The following is a 23,122-nucleotide window of genomic DNA, read 5'->3' as shown; positions in this document are numbered from 1 at the left end:
TACTGGTTTTTTAATCCGAAACACATAGATATGTTATTTAATATCAAACTAAAAAAAGAGGTAAAATCAGATTAAAATTAAAAGATGTAAAGTACAATTACTTTAAGACAAGAAATAAGCCAAATGAAAAAGTTCATTTGACTTATCTATGTATGTCAAATTATTAAACTACTCAAACTCTTCTGCTTAAATAATAAACAATTATTTAAGGCCTGCTGCTGATAAGAAAGCATCTACTACTTGTGCAATAGTATTTACAACTTCTGAAGTTCCATTACCGAATAAATGTACAATAGCTTCTTTTGCTCCAGATAAAGATCCGAAAATATTACCGATTGCTGATCCTAAATTTTGAAATTGTTCTTGCATAAAAAAACGCCTCCTAGTTGTGTATTTGGTAGAGTGAAATTTCACTCCACACTTCGAACATAATACAATCATTTAGAAACGTCAATTAAATAATGGAGAATTTACTAAAACATTACACAACTATGAAATACAATTTACAATTTCATAAATGAACGCTTTTTACTAATAAATTAATTATCACCAAAAAACAAAAGGGGGAACTTAAAAGGTTCTATGTCAACGTCGATTGGTGACGAGAGAAAGTATTAAGCAACTCTACTCAGTTGCTTAGTACTTTTTTATTCACTTTTAAATATCCTAGAAATAATCAATATTCTATTTCTAAAGTTATAGAAATTTCTATAACCTTAAGAGACACGTTTAATAAGCTTAATTTTATTAGTAATGCCCTGAGTCGGGCCATTTGTTAAATGTGTATACTGAATTGTATTTGTAATATACGGTAAATACTTTATCAATGTCTTAATAACACTCTTTAATTCTTCGGATAGATTATTGTTTCTTGAAGTATATAAAGCATAAGTTAACTGTTTCATGTTGTTAGATTTTAAGGTTCCTAAAATTAAATGAGCCTTTTCATATGTTGGTTTAAGTTGATTATTTAAACCTAATAAATATTGGACAAGACTATACTGACTATGCCATGTGTTAAAAAGTCTAAATGAATGATAATATATACGGTTCAAATCGTGAGGTGTCTTGAGTAACAACTTCCAATAACGCTTTAATTTATTATAATTCAGCTTATCTTTTGTTTGAAATTAATTCATGACTTTAACTCGCGTTCGATTGATTTCACTATTCACTGCTTAAACAGTGGGAAAACGATTAATGATAATTTCTGCTTTTGGAAAAAGTGATTCAATGAGTAAAATATACGGAATATACATATCAACAGATATACTTTTAACTTTTTACGTTGTTTTCTAGAGAACCTCAAGAAATATTCTTTGAGTTTGAATTGACGACAATCTGGCAAGATATCGATGATATCGTGTGTGATACTATCACAATAAATAAAACTCATTGCGCCATCTACATTTTTTGTGGATTTGAATTCATCAAAAGAAAGATGTCTAGTAACTCATCATTAACAGTTGTTTTAACAGAAGCGCTTAGTATTTTTGAATATTGATGTACAGTTGAAAGTGAAACAAATACACTGTCAGCTACATCTTTTTCGGAATTTACTTTAGCTAATTTCTTCATCACCATTAGCTTCACATCGTTAGAAATTGTACAACGTGGTTCAATATAGGGTGTTTGAGTTGTAAATGTTTGACCACACTCCTTACAGTAAAACAGTTGTTTTTTAACTGTAAGTCGCAGGCCTTTCAAGAATTAATACTATATAAACTTTGGTTTGCCGAAATCCATGTTTAATGATTAATTGACTATCGTTTTTAATACCACAGCATTCATATCCCATAGGATCGTACGTCAAAATACCCCCATATAGTAAACACTGCACATTTTTATGTAAATGTAAACCAAGATTTTGAGTGATTTTTAAATTTTCTACTTCAATTCTAATGATTTCTGATATATCATTACACATAGGCACAGTCTCTCTCCTTAATCGTTTGTTAAGGCACTTATAATTATAGAGATATTTGTGCTTTTTTATATCTAAATTTATAAAACGGCTAGTGAATTTTATTCACCAACCGTTAAAAGTATAGAACCTATTCATTCCTTATATATTAGTGAAAAATACTGATGATATATTCATATTTTTAAGACAACATAAGAAAATCTTATTAAAACCCGTTTTTAGTAATCAAGGAAGAGCAATTGTTGCTATTGCACGAAAAAAATATTTATAAATTAATTATAATATTATTCGAAAAATATACTTATAAAGATTTGATAAAATTAATTAAACGGAAATATTTAAATACTACTTATATTTGTCAGCTTTTTATTGAAGCAAAGACAAAAGAAGATACTCTTTTTGATATCCGATTACGTGTTAGAAAGAATATATATGGGCAGAGGCAAAAAGTTAAAATATATCTGCGAATTGGTATAGGTAGAAATATTACGTCTAATATAAGTCGAGGAGGTGCAATAGCTCCTATTATTCCTTTCTTACAAAGTAATTTTAAAGATAATTGAAAAGAAATAAAAAATAAACTTGAAACATTATGTAAAACATTTCCTACTCGTTTTGAAAGTTTATACAGTCATTCTTTAGATGCTCTAGGTATAGATTCTGATGGAAAAATGGGATTATTTGAAGTTAATACTTATCCAGGACAACACTTTTTTATACAGAAGACGCAGAAGTACGAGTAGACTACTTTAGATACTTACTAAAATTAAGTAAACAAAATAAAAAAGGTAGACTGCAAATATAATAATATATTAAAATGACGTGTATACTCACTATAAGGCAACAAATGAGCTTGAGGCATCAATCATTGTTCAGGTATTTTTCACATATTGGCAGTCGATGACTGAATTGAAAATGCGCTTATATCAAGCTTATTTCAACTATAGTCTGGGATCTTAACAAAGAGAATTTCATTCAGAAATTCAACAGACAAAGCAAGTTGGGGATCGTTGCCGAGGTGAGACAACGAATTCAATATGAATTCTGTCCCACTCCCATTTCTATAGATCAATTTAATAAACTACTCAAAATATTCTACTTCAATAACAAACAATTATTGGTTCTGTTGCAAAGTTGTTTTTATAATATAATTTTAACAAAAAGAAGTATTCTGTATGAACGTTTAGCGAAGAGAATCTCATATTTTAAAATAATAATTAGCTATTTTTTCCTGACTTTGTAACAGAACCGATTTATATATATCATTAATAATGAAAAAAGAGGTACTAATAGTTTCTGAATGGTCATATTACAAATGAAATTGAATAAAATTCTGGGGTAAGAGAAATGAAAACAAATTCCTAAAAAATTTAGTTCTTGGTTTAACGCAAAATGAATACGATATGCTATGTTTACAGACTCCAAAAATGTTCATTACAATTCATACAATAGTTATTATAACAACCACATTTGCTTTGAATATCGAATTACATCTTTTTTAATTCCAACAATATTTTTGGACGATATAAAAGCAGTAGGAACGAGTAGAAGACAAATTTCAAAATAGATGTTTGTATAGAACCTAAAATAGTCTGGTATTAGAGAGTAATTGACGTTTAAAACAATGCTAGGTAATACTGACGACATAACAGGACATTTGTTATTTAAAGCTGATGATATGGCTGTTATTAAGTTTGATAAAGGATAAGGGTATTTTACGAATTCTAGACCGCATAATAAAGCGTCAATTTTGTTTGTACCGACTTTTAAATTTGGTTTAGTTGTATTTACTAGATTATACGAAAGTGCCTTATTTTTTAACTATTTTAATATAAAATCACATATAAAGGCGCCGTATTTTGGCGAGAGTATTACATATATAGAAAGCACTAAGACGATTAAATAATTAAATCATCTTAGTGCTATTATTTTGGGATTTATGTTTCAGTGTGTTTTTCTTTATAAATTTAAGAAAATTATATAATACCTATGAGTGTTAAACCTACTTTATCCAAAAACAATATATATTCTATTACATATTTGTAGTATTATAGTTGAGGTGGAAAATTTTAAAAAACTTTTGTAAAAATTTAAGAAATGTTTACGAAATCGAAGTTAATGGTAAATATAATTCATAATTTTGATAACTCTGTAGAAGAGTTTTATAATATTAGAGTGTTGTTAAAAAATGAAAAAGGGTTATTATATTCTTTTGTAGTTAAAAATTTTCTTTAATATATAAAAATACACGCTTAATCATTGGAGATATGAAGGATTTATTCGATAAAATTGACATTTAAGTGGCACGTACAAATGATGAACAAGTACAAAGCGTAGTAGTATCATTTTGAAAAAATTAATGAAACATTCTAACAGTGTCAGTGCACTCAGTAAAAATAATGTATAAATAAGGTATATAAAGGTGAAAGAACATGACTAGACAAGGATACGGGGAGTCTACTGGAAAGATTATTCTGATTGGTGAGCACGCAGTAACATTTGGTCAACCAGCTATCGCGATACCATTCAATGCCGGTAAAATTAAAATCTTAATTGAAAGTATGGAAGAAGGTAATTACTCTTCAATTACAAGTGATGTTTATGATGGAATGTTATACGATGCACCTGAACATCTGAAGTCTATTATTAATCGTTTCATTGAAAAAAGTGGTGTTAAAGAACCTCTTTCTGTAAAAATTCAAACGAACTTACCACCCTCAAGAGGTTTAGGTTCAAGTGCAGCTGTTGCAGTGGCATTTGTTAGAGCAAGTTATGATTTTATGGGTCAACCTTTAGATGATGACACGCTTATCAAAGAAGCAAACTGGGCTGAACAAATTGCACATGGTAAACCAAGCGGTATTGATACTCAAACGATTGTTTCTAATAAGCCGGTTTGGTTTAAACAAGGCCATGTTGAAACATTAAAGTCATTACAATTGGGTGGCTATATGGTAGTTATAGATACTGGCGTCAAAGGGTCTACTAAACAAGCGGTTGAAGACGTACACGCTTTATGTGAAGACCCTAAATATATGGATTATGTAGAGCATATTGGCACATTAGTTCATAATGCAAGCCATTCGATTGAAAATCATGACTTTCAACACTTAGCTGATATTTTTAATGCATGTCAAGAAGATTTAAAACATCTTACTGTCAGTCATGACAAAATTAAAAAACTACTGGTAATAGGTAAAGAACATGGAGCCATTGCCGGTAAATTAACTGGTGGAGGAAGAGGTGGCAGCATGCTTCTTCTTGCGGAAGACTTACAAACTGCTAAGAATATTGTTGCCGCTGTTGAAAAAGCAGGTGCAGCACATACTTGGATTGAACATTTAGGAGGTTAAACCATTGGTGAAAAGTGGCAAAGCGCGTGCACATACGAATATAGCGTTGATTAAATATTGGGGCAAGGCCGATGAAACATATATTATTCCAATGAATAATAGTCTATCTGTTACATTAGACCGTTTCTTCACCGAAACTAAAGTAACTTTTGATCCAAATTTTACTGAAGATCAACTGATTTTAAATGGCCATCAAGTGAATGATAAAGAAACAACCAAGATTCGACGATATATGGATATTGTGAGAGAGAAAGCTGGTACTCATTTATATGCAATGATTGAAAGCGAAAACTTTGTCCCAACAGCAGCAGGACTTGCGTCTTCAGCAAGTGCATATGCTGCTTTAGCTGCTGCATGTAATGAAGCTTTGTCATTAGGTTTATCAGATAAAGATTTATCTAGGTTAGCTCGTCGAGGTTCAGGCTCTGCATCTAGAAGTATTTATGGAGGCTTTGCTGAGTGGGAAAAAGGTTATGATGATTTGACTTCATTTGCCCATGATATTAATGCTGATGATTGGGAAAAAGATTTATCAATGATATTTGTCGTCATCAATAATCAATCTAAAAAAGTATCTAGTCGTTCTGGTATGTCACTTACACGAGAAACCTCGCGATTTTATCAATATTGGTTAGACCATGTTGATGAAGATTTAAAAGAGGCAAAAGAGGCCGTTAAACATAAAGATTTTCAACGTTTAGGAGAAGTCATCGAAGCAAATGGTTTGAGAATGCACGCTACTAATTTAGGTGCACAACCTCCATTCACATATTTAGTACAAGAAAGCTACGATGCTATGGCTATAGTGCATCGATGTCGTGAAGCACATTTACCTTGTTTTTTTACGGTGGATGCTGGACCTAATGTAAAAGTCCTTGTCGAGAAGAAAAATAAAGAAGCTGTGATGGAACGATTTTTAAAAGAATTTGATAAATCTCAAATTATTGCAAGTGATATCATAAGTACTGGCGTTGAAATAATTAAGTAAGGAAGAGATAGAATGATTCAGGTAAAAGCACCCGGAAAACTTTATATTGCAGGCGAATATGCTGTAACCGAACCAGGGTATAAATCTATACTTATTGCAGTTAATCGTTTTGTAACAGCGACTATTGAAGTGTCGAGTGAAGTTGAAGGTAGCATTCATTCAAAAACTTTGCACTATGAACCTGTTAAATTTGATCGTAATGAAGATAAAATTGAAATTTCAGATGTACAAGCAGCAAAACAATTAAAATATGTTGTAACAGCTATTGAAGTATTTGAGCAATATGCACGTAGTTGTAGTATTAAATTGAAACATTTTCATTTAACGATTGATAGCAATTTAGCTGATAATTCTGGGCAAAAGTATGGCTTAGGATCAAGTGCAGCTGTATTAGTATCAGTTGTTAAAGCGTTAAATGAATTTTATTGTATGCAATTATCAAACTTATATATTTATAAGCTGGCAGTGATAGCTAATATGAAATTACAAAGTTTAAGTTCATGTGGTGATATTGCTGTAAGTGTTTATAGTGGTTGGCTTGCTTATAGTACATTCGATCATGATTGGGTTAAACAGCAGATGGAAGAAACATCTGTTAATAAAGTTTTGGAGAAAAACTGGCCTGGACTACATATCGAACCATTACAAGCACCTGAAAATATGGAAGTACTTATTGGATGGACAGGTTCACCAGCATCATCACCTCATTTAGTTAGTGAAGTGAAACGTTTAAAATCGGATCCAAGTTTTTATGGTGACTTTTTAGACCAATCTCATATGTGTGTGGAAAACTTAATTCAAGCTTTCAAGACAAATAATATTAAAGGCGTTCAAAAAATGGTACGTCAGAATCGAACAATTATTCAATCTATGGATAGTGAAGCAGCTGTTGATATTGAAACAGATATGCTTAAAAAATTATGTGATATTGGGGAAAAACACGGTGGTGCCTCTAAAACATCAGGTGCTGGTGGAGGCGACTGTGGTATTACAATTATCAATAATGTTATCGATAAGAAAGTTATTTATGATGAATGGCGAGTTACTGGCATCAAGCCGTTAGAATTCAAAATTTATCATGGTCAGTAGAATAAGGAACAGCCTTTTATGAAAGGTTGTTTTTATTTTGTGGTATTGTAATTTTATGACTTCCTATCAAAATAATCTTGAATTTTATGATAAAAAGAGTAAAATAGTTAGAGTTATATTTAAATGTCTAATACAACAAATGAGTTTATATAGAAAGGTGGGTAGCAAGATGAAAAACAAATTTTTGATTTGCGATGAGTGTCAGGCAGTTAATTTGAAATCTCTAAAGAAAAAGTTGGAGAAATTAGATCCGGAAGCTGAAATTGAAATTGGTTGTCAATCTTATTGTGGACCAGGACGTCGTAAAACATTTGCATTTGTTAACAATCGCCCACTTGCTGCGTTAACTGAAGAAGAGCTTATGGAAAAGGTTACAAGACAATTAAATAAACCTCGTGATCCTGAAGAAGAGGAACGCTTAAGAAAACGAAACGAAGAGCGTAAACGCCGTAAAGAAGAACAAGACCGTAAGCTTAAAGAAAAACTAGAAAAACGTAAAACAGCTAAATAATTGTGATTAAGAGGAACTGACGATGCGCAGTTCCTTTTTTACTAAAGTGGTAGAGGAATACAGTAGCCAGGTCTACTGCATAAGAACCACTAATGATCAAAGAACAAAGTGGTTCTAAAAATAAGTCGTTAAAGGATTCTGTCATTGTGGGGTGTGTGTAAATGTTGTCTCGTAATGCTGTGAAAGGGATATGTTGATCTATGGCAAGCTTAATTAAATTAATAAGTTCCTCAGATTCTTTGTCATATAACGTTGCACCTAAAATTCCATTTGTATCTTTATTAATAACAGCTTTGAATAGGCCTCTAGGATCGTTATTAATTTTATGTCGAGGAATTATATTAACATAGATTTTATTTTCCAGGAAATTATATCCTTTGGATTCAGCTTCACTCGCAGTTAAACCAACCTTTGATAAAGGTGGATCTATAAAGACAGAATAAGGTATGACTCCGCGATTTTCTGTTGTTCTAAATACAATACCAAACATATGTGATTTGATAATTCTGTAGTCATCGAGTGAAATGTATGTAAATTGCAATCCGCCTTTAACGTCACCTGCAGCATAAATATATTTTACTGCAGTTTGCAAATGTTTATTCACAATCACTTCACCTTGCTGACCTAATTTTATGTCTGTATTTTCAAGGCCTAAATCACTAGTATGTGGCTTACGACCTGTTGCTAAAAGCACTGCGTCAGCTGAATAATTTCCTTGATTTGTGTGAACAATGGCTTGATTTTCAACATTTGAAAATGCTATTGTATGAATGTTTGTGTTTATGGTTACACCTTTATCTTGTAAATCTTTAATAACAAGGTTTACCACTTCATGATCTTCGCGAGGCATAATTATATCACCACGCTCAAGTATCGTAACGTGAGTTCCAAAATTCGCAAACATAGATGCGAATTCTAGAGCGATATAGCCACCTCCGATAATGATTAATTCTTGAGGGTGATAGTCAATATTTAATAGCCATGTTGAATCATAAATCTTCTGAGTAGTATCAATACCTTCGATATCTGGAATGACGGCATGTGCTCCTGTATTAATAACTATTTTGTCTGCTGTAATTGTTTCTTTAATTACTCCAGCACTATCAAGTAATTCAAGTATTTCATTTGAAATGAATCTAGCTTTATAGTCTAAAACATCAATATTGTTATTTGAGTCTAGACCTTTATAATTCTTTGCATTTAAAGCATGTACCATCATACATTCTAGGTGACTGTTCGATGACTGCGACCTGTTGACCGTGCGAGGCTGCATGTGCTGCTAATGTTTTACCTGCTTTCCCAAATCCAATGATTATAAGATCATAACTTTTCATGCAACCTCCCGCAAAATATCGTACAAAACATCACTTATTGTTTTGTTTTGATAATAATTCAAGATAAGTTGATGTTCTAGAGTGTAATAATGTGACATTGTATGAGCGATTTGTTTAGATATTTGACAGTTACTTGTAGAATCTCCTGTAAATATTTTTTGGTTATTATTTTTATCTAGAACAAAGTGCGGATATAACTCAGCTAAATTTACTTGAGCTGTACGTTCATTTGCATGATATCCTCCAACCTTACCACGTTGAACTGTGATGTAGTGTTGGTCAGTTAAATATGAAACGACACGTCTTAGTTGGACTAGATTCAAACACGTTAGAGTTGCTAATTCATGACTATTAAACTGTTCTTTATAGTGTTTGGTTAGAAAGCATAGCACGTGTACTGCAATATTAAATTCTAAATTCGTCTCTACTCACCTTAATGTAACTTATTTAGTTACATTAAAGCGTACATTTTTTCTAACGTCAATTTAACAGCTCTTGATAGATGTTAATTGTGAGTGAATTTGTTATGGTTCGGGTAAACATCAATTGACTATTCAATTTTGGAAAATGAAAATAACTGAAGGAGATGACTTGAATGGTAAAACAAGTACAATTAGGTAAATCAAGACGTAAGAGTCTTTCCGATAGCGTTAGGCACGAATGCAGTAGGTGGACATAATTTATATCCACACTTAGATGAAGAACAAGGAAAAGACGTAGTACGTCAAGCCATTGATCACGGTATCACATTATTAGACACAGCATATATTTATGGTCCTGAACGTTCTGAAGAATTAGTAGGTCAAGTTGTTAAAGAGTATCCGCGCCAACAAGTACAAATTGCGACAAAAGGTTCACATGTTATAAAAGATAATGGTGATATCGTTCAAAATAACTATCCTGAATATTTAAAACAACAATTTGAGAATAGTTTAAAACGTCTACAAGTAGATTATATCGATTTATATTATATTCATTTTCCTGATGATAAGACACCTAAAGATAAAACAGTTGCAGCACTAAAAGATGAAGGTAAAATTAAAGCAATTGGTGTGTCTAACTTCTCATTAGATCAATTGAAAGAAGCGAATAAAGATGGGTATGTTGACGTCATTCAATTAGAGTACAATTTATTACATCGTGAAAATGAAGAGATTATGGCATACGCAGCTGAAAATCATATTACATTTGTACCATACTTTCTACTTGCTTCAGGCATCTTATCTGGTAAATATGATGAAAATCAAACATTTGATGACCATCGCGCCACACGTCGTGATTTCCAACCTAAAGTTTTCAAAGATAATGTGCGTCGAGTAAATGAATTAACTGAGATTGCTGAAGCACATGATACAACAATAGCCAACATAGTATTGGCATTCTATTTAACGCGTCCTGCATTAGATGTTGTCATCCCAGGTGCCAAACGTGTAGAACAAGTTGTAGAGAATATTGACGCTGTGAATGTAGAACTTACACAAGACGAAATTGATAAAATTGACCATTTATTTCCAATTGAAAATTAAATAGCTAATTCGACTAAGGAAATGGAACAGAACTCGTATTGAATTCGTTGTGCCAGCCTCGAACCCCAACCTGTAATGTCTGTAGAATTTCTGAATGAAATTCTCTATGTTGGGGTCTTGGGCTGTAGTTGAAAAAGCTTGATGTGAGCGTATTTTTAATTCAGTCATCGACAGCAATACGTAAAACATACCTGAGACAATGATTGATGTCTCGGGATTTTTTATTTGAGTGATACAACTTAAATGGTAGTTAAAAATAGTTAATAAAGACATTTTTTCGTTAACTTTATAAAATTATTACTATTTAATATAATAATGAGTAAGAAAGATAATATAAATACACATGTCTATTTATCTCATAACGTATCAAGATGATTATCAACAATTGATAGATCTTGTGTTAAAAAGTAACACGATTATTTTTGCTTCACCAGTGTATTGGTATATTATTTCCGATTCTTTAAAAGCATTTATTGATCATTGGTCTGAAACATTGCAAGATCAAAACTATCGTGATTTTAAATCTAAGATGGCACAAAAAGACTTTAGGTTAATATTAGTCGGTGGAGACTGCCCTAAAGTCAAAGCAAAACCTTGTATTACTCAAATGAAATACAGTTTAGAGTTTTTAGGGAGAGAATTAACGGGTTATATTATAGGTACTGCGGAAAAGCTTGGTGATATTAAGCAAGATACATTTTCTTTAGCACGTGCAAACCAATGGAATGAAGAATTAAAAAATAAAGATATTAAGAAGTGATAGAAGAGATTTTGTTTTTGAACAATTTTTCTTCCGTCATTTTTCATTTTTAGAGAAATAGAATTTTGAAAATAAGATAATTTTCTAAATATTAATATTTATTAGGACTTGGTTATTAATATTTTTAAAATAATTTTTTAAGTAGGTTTTTAAATGTTTGAATTGAATTAATCCGATATAAATGTGATATAATGCCTATAATAAAAGCTAGTTAATGGTTAGGGGAGAAGTAACATGTACAGTGTCAGACAAGCAACCCAAAATGATGTCGTAGCTATAAGAGATGTTGCGACTAAAGCTTGGTACAACACATATTTGAATATTTATGCAGGTTCAATGGTTAATGAATTGTTAGCTGCCTCTTATAATGAAACACATCTTAGAAAGAGATTAACTGAACAATTATTTTTAGTCGTAGAAGAAGTGGGAGAAATTGTAGGTTTTGCAAACTTTATCTATGGTGAGGAACTGTATCTTTCTGCACATTATGTAAGACCTGAATCTCAACATAAAGGTTATGGTACAAGTTTGCTCGAAGAAGGTTTGAAAAGATTTAAAGAGCGTTACGATACGGTATACTTAGAAGTTGATAATAAAAATAGACATGGTATTGATTATTATAAAGATCATGGTTTTACAATTTTACGTTCATATCAACCTGAAATGTATGGTGAAACAATGGATTTAGCTTTAATGAAAAAGATATTTTAATAAAGATTACAAACTAATGTGCGATGACAATATCTTTTAGTGAAAAAGAGTACTAAAAGTAAATAATTCTAAAGACTAGAAAGGACAGGAGGGAAAGTATGGCGTTATCATCATATGCAACGAGTAAATTAATGGAAGAGAAGGTGTTTAAAGATCCAATTCATAGGTTCATTCATGTGCAGGATCAATTGATTTGGGATTTGATTAAAACGAGAGAGTTTCAGCGTTTAAGACGTATTAAACAACTTGGAACTCTGTATTTGTCTTTTCATACTGCTGAACATAGCCGTTTTGGTCATTCTTTAGGGGTTTATGAAATTGTTCGCCGAATAATTGATGAATCTTTTATAGGAAAGGAAACATGGGATAATACTGATCGTCCTCTTGCATTATGTGCTGCGTTGTTACATGATTTAGGTCATGGTCCCTTCTCTCATAGTTTTGAAAAGATATTTAATACAGACCATGAAGCATTTACACAGGCAATCATTACTGGGAATACTGAAGTTAATAAAGTGCTTAGCCGTGTGTCATATAGTTTTCCCCAACAAGTTGCCGATGTTATAAACAAAACACATGATAATAAGCTCGTTATTTCTATGATTTCCTCTCAAATTGATGCGGATCGAATGGATTACTTACAACGAGATGCTTATTTTACAGGAGTTACATATGGTTCATTTGATATGGAGCGTATTTTAAGATTAATGCTCCCATCTAAGAATGAAGTGTTAATTAAAGATAGTGGAATGCATGCTGTTGAAAACTTTATTATGAGTCGTTATCAGATGTATTGGCAAATCTACTTTCATCCTGTAAGTCGTGGAGGGGAAGTATTATTAAATAATTGTCTTAAACGTGCCAAGCAACTCTACAATGAAGGCTATGAATTTAGAATGTATCCTAAAGACTTTGTGCCATTCTTTGAAGGAACAATGACCATAGAGCAATATGTTGAATTAGAAGAAGCTGTTGTCTTATATTACTTAAAGAAATGGATTAATGAAGAAGATTCAATATTAAGTGATTTATCTAGACGTTTTATCAATCGTGATTTATTTAAATACATACCTTTTGATGGTTCAATTATTACTATTTCTGAATTACAAGAGTTGTTTGAAGCTGGTGGGATAAATCCTGATTATTACTTTGTCAGTGAAGCTTTTTCAGATTTACCTTATGACTATGACCGTCCGGGTTCCAATCGTAAACCTATCCACCTACTTAGACGCAATGGTAAAATGACTGAAATTAGTAATCAATCGATGGTTATTAATAGTATTACCGGTATTAATCGTGAAGATCATAAATTGTATTATCCTAAAGAAATGATTTTAAATATTAAAGATTATGATATAAAAGGCTCAATTATTAATTTATTAAACGAGTTAAATTAGAGGTTTAAGGGGTATTAATGATTTTTCAATATTGAAAATAATAGATTCAAGATATTAAGTTTGCTATAGTGAGGTAATCAAGTTGGCAGAAAAGAAGGGTTTTAACTTTAATATCATCAAAAATGACCCATTAGATGGACATAAAGGAACAAATATTGGTTCAATTAGTTTAGATAATATTGCGCCAGTTTTTATAGATGTTAAAAATCAAAAAGCGTTTATCGATATCGGTGGAATGCATGCACGATCTGAAGTTGAAAAAGGTGTGAAGTGGATTAACGATAAAGAACAAGTTGCTGGAGACGAAGCTAAGGAATATTGGTTATGTTGGGTTACGACTGAACGCAGTGAACAAGGCCCATATTATGCGGGTGTTACAGTTTGTTATTTATTAATTAAACAAAAGTATTAAACGTGGGTATAAGAGCATGCCAGAACATGTTAATATGATGGATAAGTCAATGAAACACCAATTTATCATTAATCAAATTGGTGATGACAATAAGAAGATTCTAAAAGATTTTCTTCAAAATCATAATTTAGAGATGTGGAATAACTCTAGCGAAACATTATATCAAGCATTTGAATAGAGTTAAGAGTCTGAAACATAAATTGATGTGCTCCCTTCAAAGTAGCCATTTTATCCCCTCCAATTAAGAAAACTGTGACATAATTAATAGTAATAATACCTATAATATCGATAGTTTTACTAAATGTTATCAAATAAATTGCAGCGTAGTTAATTTGATAATTTAATAAATGTGGTCATACATATAGTTAACAATATATTTAAATGAAAAGAAAAAGTGACATAAATGTGTCGATATGTTTAATTTACAAAATTCTTAGTTAAAATGAAAGGGAATTTTGGAATACGATTCCAAAAGGTGTAAAATGTAGTTACTACTAAAGGAATTACACTTTGAATCCTAGGGAGGGTTTTTAAATGAAAGCAGCTATAGTAACTAAAGATCATCGCGTTAGTGTTGAAAACAAAACATTGCGAGCATTGAAACCTGGAGAAGCATTAGTAAAAACTGAGTATTGTGGTGTTTGTCACACTGATTTACATGTTAAAAATGCAGATTTCGGAGATGTAACGGGTGTTACATTAGGTCATGAAGGAATTGGACGGGTCATTAAAGTTGCCGATAACGTAGACTCACTAAAAGTAGGTGATCGTGTATCCATTGCTTGGATGTATGCTGCATGTGGAAATTGTGAATATTGTATAACAGGACGAGAAACATTATGTCGAGATGTTTTAAATGCTGGTTATACAGTCGATGGAGCAATGGCGGAAGAAGTTATCGTCGATGCTAACTATGCAGTAAAGGTGCCAGAAAATCTTGATCCTGCTGCAGCTTCATCTATAACTTGTGCAGGTGTAACAACATATAAAGCAGTAAAGGTCAGTGGTATTCAACCTGGACAATGGCTAGGCGTATTTGGTATAGGAGGATTAGGTAATTTAGCTTTACAATATGCTAAAAATGTAATGGGCACAAAAGTTGTAGCATTTGATATTAATGATGATAAATTAGCATTTGCTAAAGAACTTGGTGCTGATGCAATTATTAATTCTAGTGATGTAGATCCAGTTGAAGAAGTGAATCGTTTAACGAACAATAAAGGTTTGGATGCTACGGTAATTACAGCGGTAGCTAAGACACCTTTTAATCAAGCGGTAGATGTAGTTAAAGCTGGTGCTCGCGTTGTAGCAGTGGGACTACCAGTTGAAAAAATGGATTTGGATATTCCGCGTTTAGTTCTTGATGGCATTGAAGTAGTTGGATCATTGGTAGGAACACGACAAGATTTAAGAGAAGCATTCCAATTCGCTGCAGAAAATAAAGTAGTCCCAAAAGTTCAATTACGCCAATTGTCTGAGATTAATGATATTTTCGATGAAATGGAAAAAGGTACAATAACAGGGCGAATGGTTATTGATATGAATTGTTAATATTAAATAAATAAACATCTTAGTTCTATCCTTTATTTTTAATAAATAAAAAAATGAAAATACTATATACATAAAAATATATTAAAATAAGGGATGATTAGACAATGCAATTTAAATTAAAAGAAGATGACATTTTAGACTTTTTAGAATTAAACTTTCCGGACCAATCATTTGAAAAAAGATGTCTACTTGTAGGACAAAATAAAAAAGCACCTTTAGATATGTATTATTTTGGAAAAGACTTTTTAGCAGTTTTAAATATAGACTTTAACACCTTTGAATATATCAGAGCTTCGGAAGTAGATTATAGCGAAATCGAAAAAATCACATTAAAAGAGGGATTGCTATATAGAAAAATGATTATTGAGACTGAAGATATAGCATTTAAATACGGAACTTCAAAAGCTTTAATGAGTGATTTCCAAAATGAAAATTTCAAACAATTTATTCATGGCGAAAAGACTAGAGTAATCTTTAAGGATGGTCAGTTTATTTGAGATTAATATGCAATACGCAAAAATGTTTTGCAAAATTTAATTATTTAATGATATAATATGATGATAAAAGTAACAAATATTTTAAGAAACATGAGGTAAAAAGGTGAAACATATCTTATTCATCATTGCAACAATTGTTTTCGGCATTGTATATTTTAAAAAATATCAAGTTGATATTGAAGCAAGACATTAGAAATCATTACGTATTACATTAATGCATGTGTATCTATATGATATGCATGTATTTTTTCATCTATAGTCATTAGGCTTTGAACACTACAAGCAGTAGGACTTTTATGCTATAATGATTTGTATTATTTTAAAGATTTAGGTGAGTAGTAAATTGGATAAGAACATTAAGATTCAAACACGGCAAGTTTTGAAACAAAATGGAGAAAAACAAAAATTTGAATTTACTATAGAAGGTTCTTGGCAACAACGACGTGCTGATTTTATTCGTTACGAGGAATACATTGAAGATGCTAAAGTCAGTATTACAATTAAAATTGAAGATAGTGGTGTAAAGTTAATTCGTAAAGGCCACATCAATATGAATTTACATTTTGTTGAAGGTAAAGAAACAACAGCTTTATATGAAATACCTGCTGGACGTATTTCATTAACCGTCAAAACACTGAGCATTATACATTTTGTTACTCAAGATGGTGGGAAACTTAAAATTCATTATGAGTTATATCAAAATGAAGAAAAAATGGGTTCTTATCAATATGAAATAAACTACAAGGAGATAAGCGAATGAATATTATCGATCAAGTTAAACAGACATTAATAGAAGAAATTAAAGCTAGTATTAACAAAGCTAATCTTGCTGAGGATACTCCCGAAATTAAAATTGAAATTCCGAAAGATACAAAAAACGGAGATTATTCTTCAAATATTGCAATGGTTTTAACTAAAATTGCTAAACGTAATCCTCGTGAAATAGCACAAGCAATTGTAGATCATTTAGATACAAGTAAACCCCATGTTAAACAAGTTGATATCGCTGGACCTGGCTTTATTAATTTTTATTTAAATAATCAGTATTTAACAGATATTATCCCTGAAGCTATTAAAAAAGGTAATCGATTTGGATATGCAGACGAGTCTAAGAACACAAATATTTTATTAGAATACGTGTCTGCAAACCCAACAGGAGATTTACATATAGGTCATGCTAGAAATGCTGCTGTCGGCGATTCTTTAGCAAATATTTTAATTGCTGCTGGTTATAATGTGACACGTGAGTATTATATCAATGATGCTGGAAACCAAATTACTAATTTAGCTCGCTCAATAGAAACACGTTTCTTTGAAGCTTTAGGTGATGTTAGCCATGAAATGCCTGAAGATGGCTATAATGGTAAAGACATTATTGAAATTGGTAAAGATTTATCTGACAAACACCCAGAAATTAAAGATTACTCTGATGAAGAACGCCTAAAAACTTTTAGACAATTAGGTGTTGATTACGAAATGGATAAATTAAAAAAAGATTTAGCCGATTTCAATGTTCATTTTGATAATTGGTTTAGCGAGACTTCTTTATATGAAAATGGCGCAATCAAAACTACGTTAGCTAAAATGAAAGAATTGGGTTACACATATGAAGCGGATGGAGCTACTTGGTTACGTACGAGTGATTTCAAAGATGATAAAGACCGTGTGTTAATTAAGAAGGATGGTAACTACACTTATTTCACTCCTGATACTGCGTATCATTACAACAAAATTAATCGTGGAAATGATATTTTGATTGATTTGATGGGTGCGGATCATCATGGTTATATCAACCGTCTCAAAGCCAGTCTTGAAACATTTGGTGTAAATAGTGATCGACTTGAAATTCAAATCATGCAAATGGTTCGTTTAATGCAAAATGGTGAAGAAGTTAAAATGAGTAAACGTACAGGTAATGCAATTACGTTACGTGAAATTATGGATGAAGTAGGTATTGATGCTGCTCGTTATTTCTTAACAATGCGTAGTCCAGATTCTCATTTCGATTTTGACCTTGAACTTGCAAAAGAACAATCTCAAGACAACCCAATATACTATGCTCAATACGCACATGCGCGTATTTGCTCTATATTAAAACAAGCTAAAGAACAAGGAGTAGAAATCACGACGGATGCAGATTTCAGTACAATTACTAACGAGAAAGCAATCGAATTGTTGAAGAAAGTTGCTGAATTTGAAACGACAATTGAGAGTGCAGCTGAACATCGTGCGCCGCATCGTTTAACTAATTATATTCAAGATTTAGCATCAGCTTTCCATAAATTCTATAATGCAGAAAAGGTGCTTACAGACGATGCTGAAAAAACAAAAGCTCATGTTGCTATGATAGAAGCGGTACGTATTACGTTGCACAATGCATTAACCTTAGTAGGTGTTACTGCGCCTGAGTCTATGTAATCTATTCAAAATATAATTTTTAATGTGCCTGAGACATCAATCATTGTCTCAGGCAGTTTTACGTATTAGCAGTCGATGACTAAAATGAAAATTCACTTATATCAAGCTTTTTCAATTCTAGCCTGGGGCCCCAACATAGAGAATTTCACTCTGAAATTCAACAAACAATGCAAGTCGGGGTTAGTTGCCGGGGTGGGACAACGAATTCAATACGAATTCTGTCCTGTTCCCAATATTATGTAAAGATTTGGAGGGATTGTATGCTTTCGACAGAGGAGTTATATCAAATACTTTTTAAATATATGGGACCACAACATTGGTGGCCGGCAGAGAACGCTATTGAAATGATGCTTGGTGTGATTCTTGTTCAAAATACGAATTGGAAGAATGCACATATGGCATTGATGAATTTGAAAGCGCAGACGAATTATGATGTACAAAAAATCTTAAATATGCCTTTAGATGAATTGCAACAAACGATTCGCTCAAGTGGTTTCTATAAAAATAAAGGTAAAGCAATCCATACTTTAATGTCATGGTTGAACAATCATCATTTTGATTGCGAAGCAATTGTACAACATTATGGTAAAAATTTAAGAAAAGAATTACTTAAAATTCGAGGTATCGGTAGTGAAACGGCAGATGTTTTACTTGTTTATATTTTTAGAGGTATAGAATTTATTCCTGATAGTTATGCACGTCGTATTTTTGCTAAGTTAGGCTATCAACATACTGAAACCTATGATCAATTTAAAAGAGAAATTGAATTACCAGAGTCATTTTCTAATCAAGATGCTAATGAATTTCATGCTTTATTAGATACCTTTGGTAAAAATTATTTCAATGGTAAGGATGAACATCGCCATACATTTTTAGATGCATATTTTGAAAATTAAGTATTGACCTTAACGTTACGTTATACCTCATACATCATTTCAGGAGGTGAAATGATGAAAGAAAGCTTTAGTCCTAAAGACCTTTGTGATATTACAGGAGTAAGTTTACGCACGCTTCACTATTATCATGAAAAGGGATTACTTTTACCATATCAAATTGGGGAGAATGGCTATCGTTATTATAGTGTAAAGGACATAGCTAAATTACAATATATCCTCTTTTTAAGAGAGTTGGATTTGCCATTGAAGAAAATTGAAGCATATTTTGATGCAGATGGTCATTTTAGAAATAAAGTATTACAAGACAATTTTCAACATGTGGTAAATAAGAGAAATCGCTTGAATCATATCATTGAATTACTAGAACATCATTTTAAACAGGAAGAAAACGAGGATATTGAGGTGACAACTATGCAAAACTTTGATTTAAATCAACAATATGATCAAGAAGCCGCACTTAAGTATGGAGATAGTAAGTATTATCATTCATAATAAAAAAGAGCAAGAATGTAGGACTGAGTTAGAAAAGGAACATCATTTTGAACAAGTTAACAAACAGTTAATTACATTTTTGATCAAATGAATGAATTGTATAAAGGTGATGTAGCAACATGTGAAGCAAGTATTAAGATTAAACAATTAGAAGATATTCTACAATCTCAGGTTCCTAATTGCGATTATCAGTTTTTACAATACATTGCTCAAACTTATACTCAAGATGAGTGTTTTGTATTGAATATTAATAAACATCGCAAGGATGGGTTAAATGTATATATTGCAAATGCGATTGAAGAATATGTCAATGCATAAACTTAGTGCGCACTTCCAATAAAGGGAGTGCGTTTTTCTAAAACAAAAAAATTGCACTTAATTATATTGTTTTTATTGTTGTATGTAATTTTGTATTTTAAATAATATAAGTATATAATGATTGCGTAATAACAAAGAATTATATTTAGAAGGAAAGCATTTGTTTCACTCTTATAAATTATTTTGGCTGAATTTTTTCAAATTAAATGGACGTTCTAGACGTCGCGACTTTTGGTGGCCGTTTTTAATTAATTCAGTTATAGAAATTTTACTATCAGCTGTTGCAAACATTTTTGAAAATTTCAATGCGCACGGTGAATTGATATCAACAATAATATATGACTTAGTCATACTAATTCTTAGCATTGGGACTTTTACCTTATCGGTGTGATGTTTCTATGATATAGGTATGACGAAGATGTTTCCGGTATTCTATTTAGTATTAGTTTTACTCCCCTTTTTAGATGATGTAACCGGCTATTTTATTAACCAAATGCATTTAGCACATAATAGTTTATTTGTAAACATTTATGGTGGTGTACTAATAGCTTACGTTATCGTCTTTTTGATAGCTTTATTTATAGCTTTAGCTTATTGTGGTGCTGACAGTGAAAAAGGGTCCAATAAATATGGACCTAATCCCAAACCTATTTATGAATAAGATATTGGATGAAAATAATTTTGTAATCAGTCACTCCGTTTTTAATGGAGGGACTAATTTTATATTTAATAGTTTACTTAGTATAATTTAATTAATACATTATTCAAGTTAAAATAATTATTTAAAAATATGAAAAAATTAATGAAATATTGTTGTATTTTGATATGATGAATATGAAGCTTTGATTAAAGAAAATGTTTGAGAAGGGATTGTGCGACAAATGAAAACTAAATTATGGATAATTGTCTGTGCGCTTGTATTAGTATTAGTTGCATGTAGTCAAAGTTCTGAGCATGCTTCTAATAAAAAAGCTGATTCGAAAAAAAATGATAGTGATGATTCCAAGTATCATAGAATTATTTCACTCATGCCGAGTAATACTGAAATTTTATATTGTTTAGGATTAGGTAAAGATATTATTGGTGTGTCAACTGTAGATGACTATCCTAAAGATGTAAAGAAAGATAAAAAACAATTTGATGCCATGAATTTAAATAAAGAGAAACTGTTGAAAGCAAAACCTGATTTGATTTTAGCACATGAGTCGCAAAAAAATTCTGGAGGTAAAGACTTAAAATCACTTAAAAAAGATGGTATCAAAGTGGTATATGTAAAAGATGCACAATCTATTAACGCGACGTATGACACATTTAAATCAATAGGAAAATTGACACATCGTGAGAAACAAGCACAGAATCTTATTGATGAAACAAAACAAAATGTAGATAAAGTCATTCATTCTGTACCTAAGCATCATAAAAAACAGAAGGTGTTTATGGAAGTATCTTTAAAACCAGATATATATACAGCAGGTAAGCATACTTTCTTCAATGATATGCTAGAAAAATTAGATGCTCAAAATAGTTTTTCTAACGTAGACGGTTGGAAGGCCGTAAGCAAGGAAAGTGTTATAAAACATAATCCGGATATACTTATTTCAACAGAAGGAAAATCAAAGGCTGAATATATTAAAATGATTAAGCAACGTGGTGGTTTTGATAAAATTAATGCGGTTAAGAATACACGAATCGAAACTGTCAATAGCGATGAAATCTCACGTCCAGGTCCTCGCATTGATGAGGGATTAAAAGATTTACGAGATGCTATTTATAAAAAGTAATAAGAGAGATGTAAATAACTACAACAAGCTAATTTTAGAAATCGCATTAGAGTTAGACTTAATTCCCTTAAATAATGACTGTGGTTGATTGTTTAAGGGGATTTTTAGGTAGATCTAACCAATGTTGGCACTCATTACAATTAGAGTTTGGTAATATCATCGTAAATAAAGATTTGAAAAGAGAGTATTATGAAAAAAATTCAAAGTATCATTTTATGGTTAATTATATTATTTTTAGTTGTAACTATAAGTTTATATTGGGATTTAGGTAGTCTAAAGGGACTCATTCAATCAAACTATATTATTAAATGTACGCTTCCCTAGAGTACTTGAGGCTCTGATTACAGGTGGAGTACTAACGCTAGCAGGACAAATGTATCAAACAATTTTAAATAACCCTCTAGCTGATAGTTTTACGTTAGGTTTAGCAAGTGGTGCATCACTAGGATCAGGTTTAGCCTTATTTTTCGGACTAAGTTTCTTATGGTTGCCATTATTTTCGATTGTATTTAGTTTAGTAACTTTAATGCTTGTTCTTAGTTTGTTGGCCGGCTATTCTTACAAGAGGCTATCCAATAAGAATGCTTATTCTATTAGGTTTGATGATTGGTGCATTATTAAATTCCTTACTTTATTTACTTGTTTTAATCAGTCCTAGGAAAATGAATTCAATCGCAAATTACCTATTTGGAGGTTTTGCATCGGCAGAATATCACGATGTAATGATAATTGCAGTTATATCATGTATCGGTGTCATGATTTTATTTTCGATGCAAAAAGGTATAAAATTATTGCAAGTTGGTGAGTTAAAAAGTCAATCACTAGGATTAAATGTGCAAAGTGTAACTTATATCGTACTTATTATTGCATCTATAATGACAGCTGTTGTAGTAGCTTATGTAGGGATTATTGGATTTATAGGAATGATTATTCCGCAATTAATAAGGAGATTTTATTGCCACTATCATTTAGGAATACTTATGTTACTTAATATTTTAATAGGTGGCGTAATTATGCTGATGGCTGATTTTATAGGTGGCACAATTCTTCAGCCTATACAGATACCAGCCAGTATTATTATAGCGTTATTAGGTGTTCCCGTTTTATTTTATATTCTTATTACACAATCTAAGGTGTGACGATAATTGTATTCATTTGCTAAAA

Annotated in this window: 16 protein-coding genes and 8 pseudogenes; 20 read left to right on the top strand and 4 right to left on the bottom strand. The window is 31.5% G+C overall.

Annotated elements, in window-relative coordinates; genetic code table 11:
- Positions 1 to 201 precede the first annotated feature (201 nt).
- Together DYE57_RS11890 and DYE57_RS12915 are read right to left on the bottom strand one after the other, a co-directional pair.
- Positions 202 to 369, bottom strand: a complete 168-nt coding sequence (locus DYE57_RS11890; protein WP_165417896.1) for a hypothetical protein — start codon at positions 367 to 369, stop codon at positions 202 to 204.
- Positions 370 to 628: 259 nt separating this feature from the next.
- A pseudogene (locus DYE57_RS12915) lies at positions 629 to 1,927 on the bottom strand (ISL3 family transposase).
- 239 nt (positions 1,928 to 2,166) lie between these two features.
- Between DYE57_RS12915 and DYE57_RS10185 the strand changes: the two are divergent.
- The 5 genes from DYE57_RS10185 (at position 2,167) to DYE57_RS10165 (ending at position 7,865) form a co-directional block, all read left to right on the top strand.
- A complete protein-coding gene (locus DYE57_RS10185) occupies positions 2,167 to 2,487 on the top strand; it encodes a YheC/YheD family protein (protein ID WP_115313920.1) in 321 nt (106 codons plus the stop codon).
- A 1,869-nt stretch (positions 2,488 to 4,356) separates the two neighbouring features.
- Positions 4,357 to 5,277, top strand: a complete 921-nt coding sequence (gene mvk / locus DYE57_RS10180; protein ID WP_115313919.1) for a mevalonate kinase — start codon at positions 4,357 to 4,359, stop codon at positions 5,275 to 5,277.
- Between the two features lie 4 nt (positions 5,278 to 5,281).
- Entirely contained in the window at positions 5,282 to 6,265 is a 984-nt protein-coding gene (mvaD, locus tag DYE57_RS10175; protein WP_115313918.1) for a diphosphomevalonate decarboxylase, read from the top strand.
- A 12-nt stretch (positions 6,266 to 6,277) separates the two neighbouring features.
- Positions 6,278 to 7,354 (top strand): phosphomevalonate kinase, encoded by a 1,077-nt coding sequence (locus DYE57_RS10170; protein WP_115313917.1) that lies wholly within the window; start codon positions 6,278 to 6,280, stop codon positions 7,352 to 7,354.
- 169 nt (positions 7,355 to 7,523) lie between these two features.
- Positions 7,524 to 7,865: a YuzB family protein gene (locus tag DYE57_RS10165; RefSeq protein WP_115313916.1), complete on the top strand. Its 342-nt coding sequence runs from the start codon at positions 7,524 to 7,526 to the stop codon at positions 7,863 to 7,865.
- Positions 7,866 to 7,971: 106 nt separating this feature from the next.
- Here DYE57_RS10165 and DYE57_RS10160 read toward each other — a convergent pair.
- Together DYE57_RS10160 and hypR are read right to left on the bottom strand one after the other, a co-directional pair.
- Positions 7,972 to 9,199, bottom strand: a pseudogene (locus DYE57_RS10160) (FAD-dependent oxidoreductase); the annotation flags it as partial.
- Positions 9,196 to 9,618: pseudogene (gene hypR / locus DYE57_RS10150) on the bottom strand (redox-sensitive transcriptional regulator HypR); the annotation flags it as partial. The pseudogenes DYE57_RS10160 and hypR, both read right to left, overlap by 4 nt.
- A 176-nt stretch (positions 9,619 to 9,794) precedes the next feature.
- Between hypR and DYE57_RS10145 the strand changes: the two are divergent.
- The 15 genes and pseudogenes from DYE57_RS10145 to DYE57_RS10080 all read left to right on the top strand — a co-directional run bounded on the left by DYE57_RS10145 (position 9,795) and on the right by DYE57_RS10080 (position 23,097).
- Positions 9,795 to 10,725, top strand: a pseudogene (locus tag DYE57_RS10145) (aldo/keto reductase).
- Positions 10,726 to 11,089: 364 nt separating this feature from the next.
- Positions 11,090 to 11,485, top strand: a pseudogene (locus tag DYE57_RS10140) (NAD(P)H-dependent oxidoreductase); the annotation flags it as partial.
- 234 nt (positions 11,486 to 11,719) lie between these two features.
- Positions 11,720 to 12,196 carry a GNAT family N-acetyltransferase gene (locus tag DYE57_RS10135; protein ID WP_115313911.1) on the top strand — a complete coding sequence of 159 codons (477 nt, stop codon included), beginning with the start codon at positions 11,720 to 11,722 and terminating at the stop codon, positions 12,194 to 12,196.
- A 98-nt stretch (positions 12,197 to 12,294) separates the two neighbouring features.
- Complete coding sequence (locus DYE57_RS10130) at positions 12,295 to 13,593, top strand: HD domain-containing protein (RefSeq protein ID WP_115313910.1); 1,299 nt, start codon at positions 12,295 to 12,297, stop codon at positions 13,591 to 13,593.
- An 82-nt stretch (positions 13,594 to 13,675) separates the two neighbouring features.
- A pseudogene (locus DYE57_RS10125) lies at positions 13,676 to 14,183 on the top strand (YwhD family protein).
- 356 nt (positions 14,184 to 14,539) lie between these two features.
- Positions 14,540 to 15,556, top strand: coding sequence for an alcohol dehydrogenase AdhP (adhP, locus tag DYE57_RS10120; RefSeq protein WP_115313909.1), 1,017 nt, complete (start codon positions 14,540 to 14,542; stop codon positions 15,554 to 15,556).
- A gap of 104 nt (positions 15,557 to 15,660) precedes the next feature.
- Complete coding sequence (locus DYE57_RS10115) at positions 15,661 to 16,053, top strand: hypothetical protein (protein ID WP_115313908.1); 393 nt, start codon at positions 15,661 to 15,663, stop codon at positions 16,051 to 16,053.
- A gap of 343 nt (positions 16,054 to 16,396) precedes the next feature.
- Entirely contained in the window at positions 16,397 to 16,813 is a 417-nt protein-coding gene (locus tag DYE57_RS10110) for a YwiB family protein (protein ID WP_165417897.1), read from the top strand.
- Positions 16,810 to 18,471, top strand: coding sequence for an arginine--tRNA ligase (gene argS, locus DYE57_RS10105; RefSeq protein ID WP_115313906.1), 1,662 nt, complete (start codon positions 16,810 to 16,812; stop codon positions 18,469 to 18,471). The genes DYE57_RS10110 and argS overlap by 4 nt, the downstream gene beginning before the upstream one ends.
- 260 nt (positions 18,472 to 18,731) lie before the next feature.
- A complete protein-coding gene (locus tag DYE57_RS10100; RefSeq protein WP_115313905.1) occupies positions 18,732 to 19,367 on the top strand; it encodes an endonuclease III domain-containing protein in 636 nt (211 codons plus the stop codon).
- Between the two features lie 54 nt (positions 19,368 to 19,421).
- Positions 19,422 to 20,177: pseudogene (locus tag DYE57_RS12750) on the top strand (MerR family transcriptional regulator).
- A gap of 121 nt (positions 20,178 to 20,298) precedes the next feature.
- Complete coding sequence (locus tag DYE57_RS12460; protein WP_338014867.1) at positions 20,299 to 20,568, top strand: DUF805 domain-containing protein; 270 nt, start codon at positions 20,299 to 20,301, stop codon at positions 20,566 to 20,568.
- 27 nt (positions 20,569 to 20,595) lie between these two features.
- Positions 20,596 to 20,838, top strand: a complete 243-nt coding sequence (locus DYE57_RS12455) for a hypothetical protein (protein WP_238394154.1) — start codon at positions 20,596 to 20,598, stop codon at positions 20,836 to 20,838.
- A gap of 220 nt (positions 20,839 to 21,058) precedes the next feature.
- Positions 21,059 to 21,958, top strand: coding sequence for an ABC transporter substrate-binding protein (locus tag DYE57_RS10085; protein ID WP_115313904.1), 900 nt, complete (start codon positions 21,059 to 21,061; stop codon positions 21,956 to 21,958).
- Positions 21,959 to 22,147: 189 nt separating this feature from the next.
- A pseudogene (locus tag DYE57_RS10080) lies at positions 22,148 to 23,097 on the top strand (FecCD family ABC transporter permease).
- The last annotated feature ends 25 nt before the right edge of the window (positions 23,098 to 23,122 follow it).

Source organism: Staphylococcus saccharolyticus (genome assembly GCF_900458815.1).
Taxonomy (GTDB): domain Bacteria; phylum Bacillota; class Bacilli; order Staphylococcales; family Staphylococcaceae; genus Staphylococcus; species Staphylococcus saccharolyticus.
Note: the sequence above shows the minus strand (reverse complement) of the source record. Positions and strands in the feature narration are given on the sequence as shown.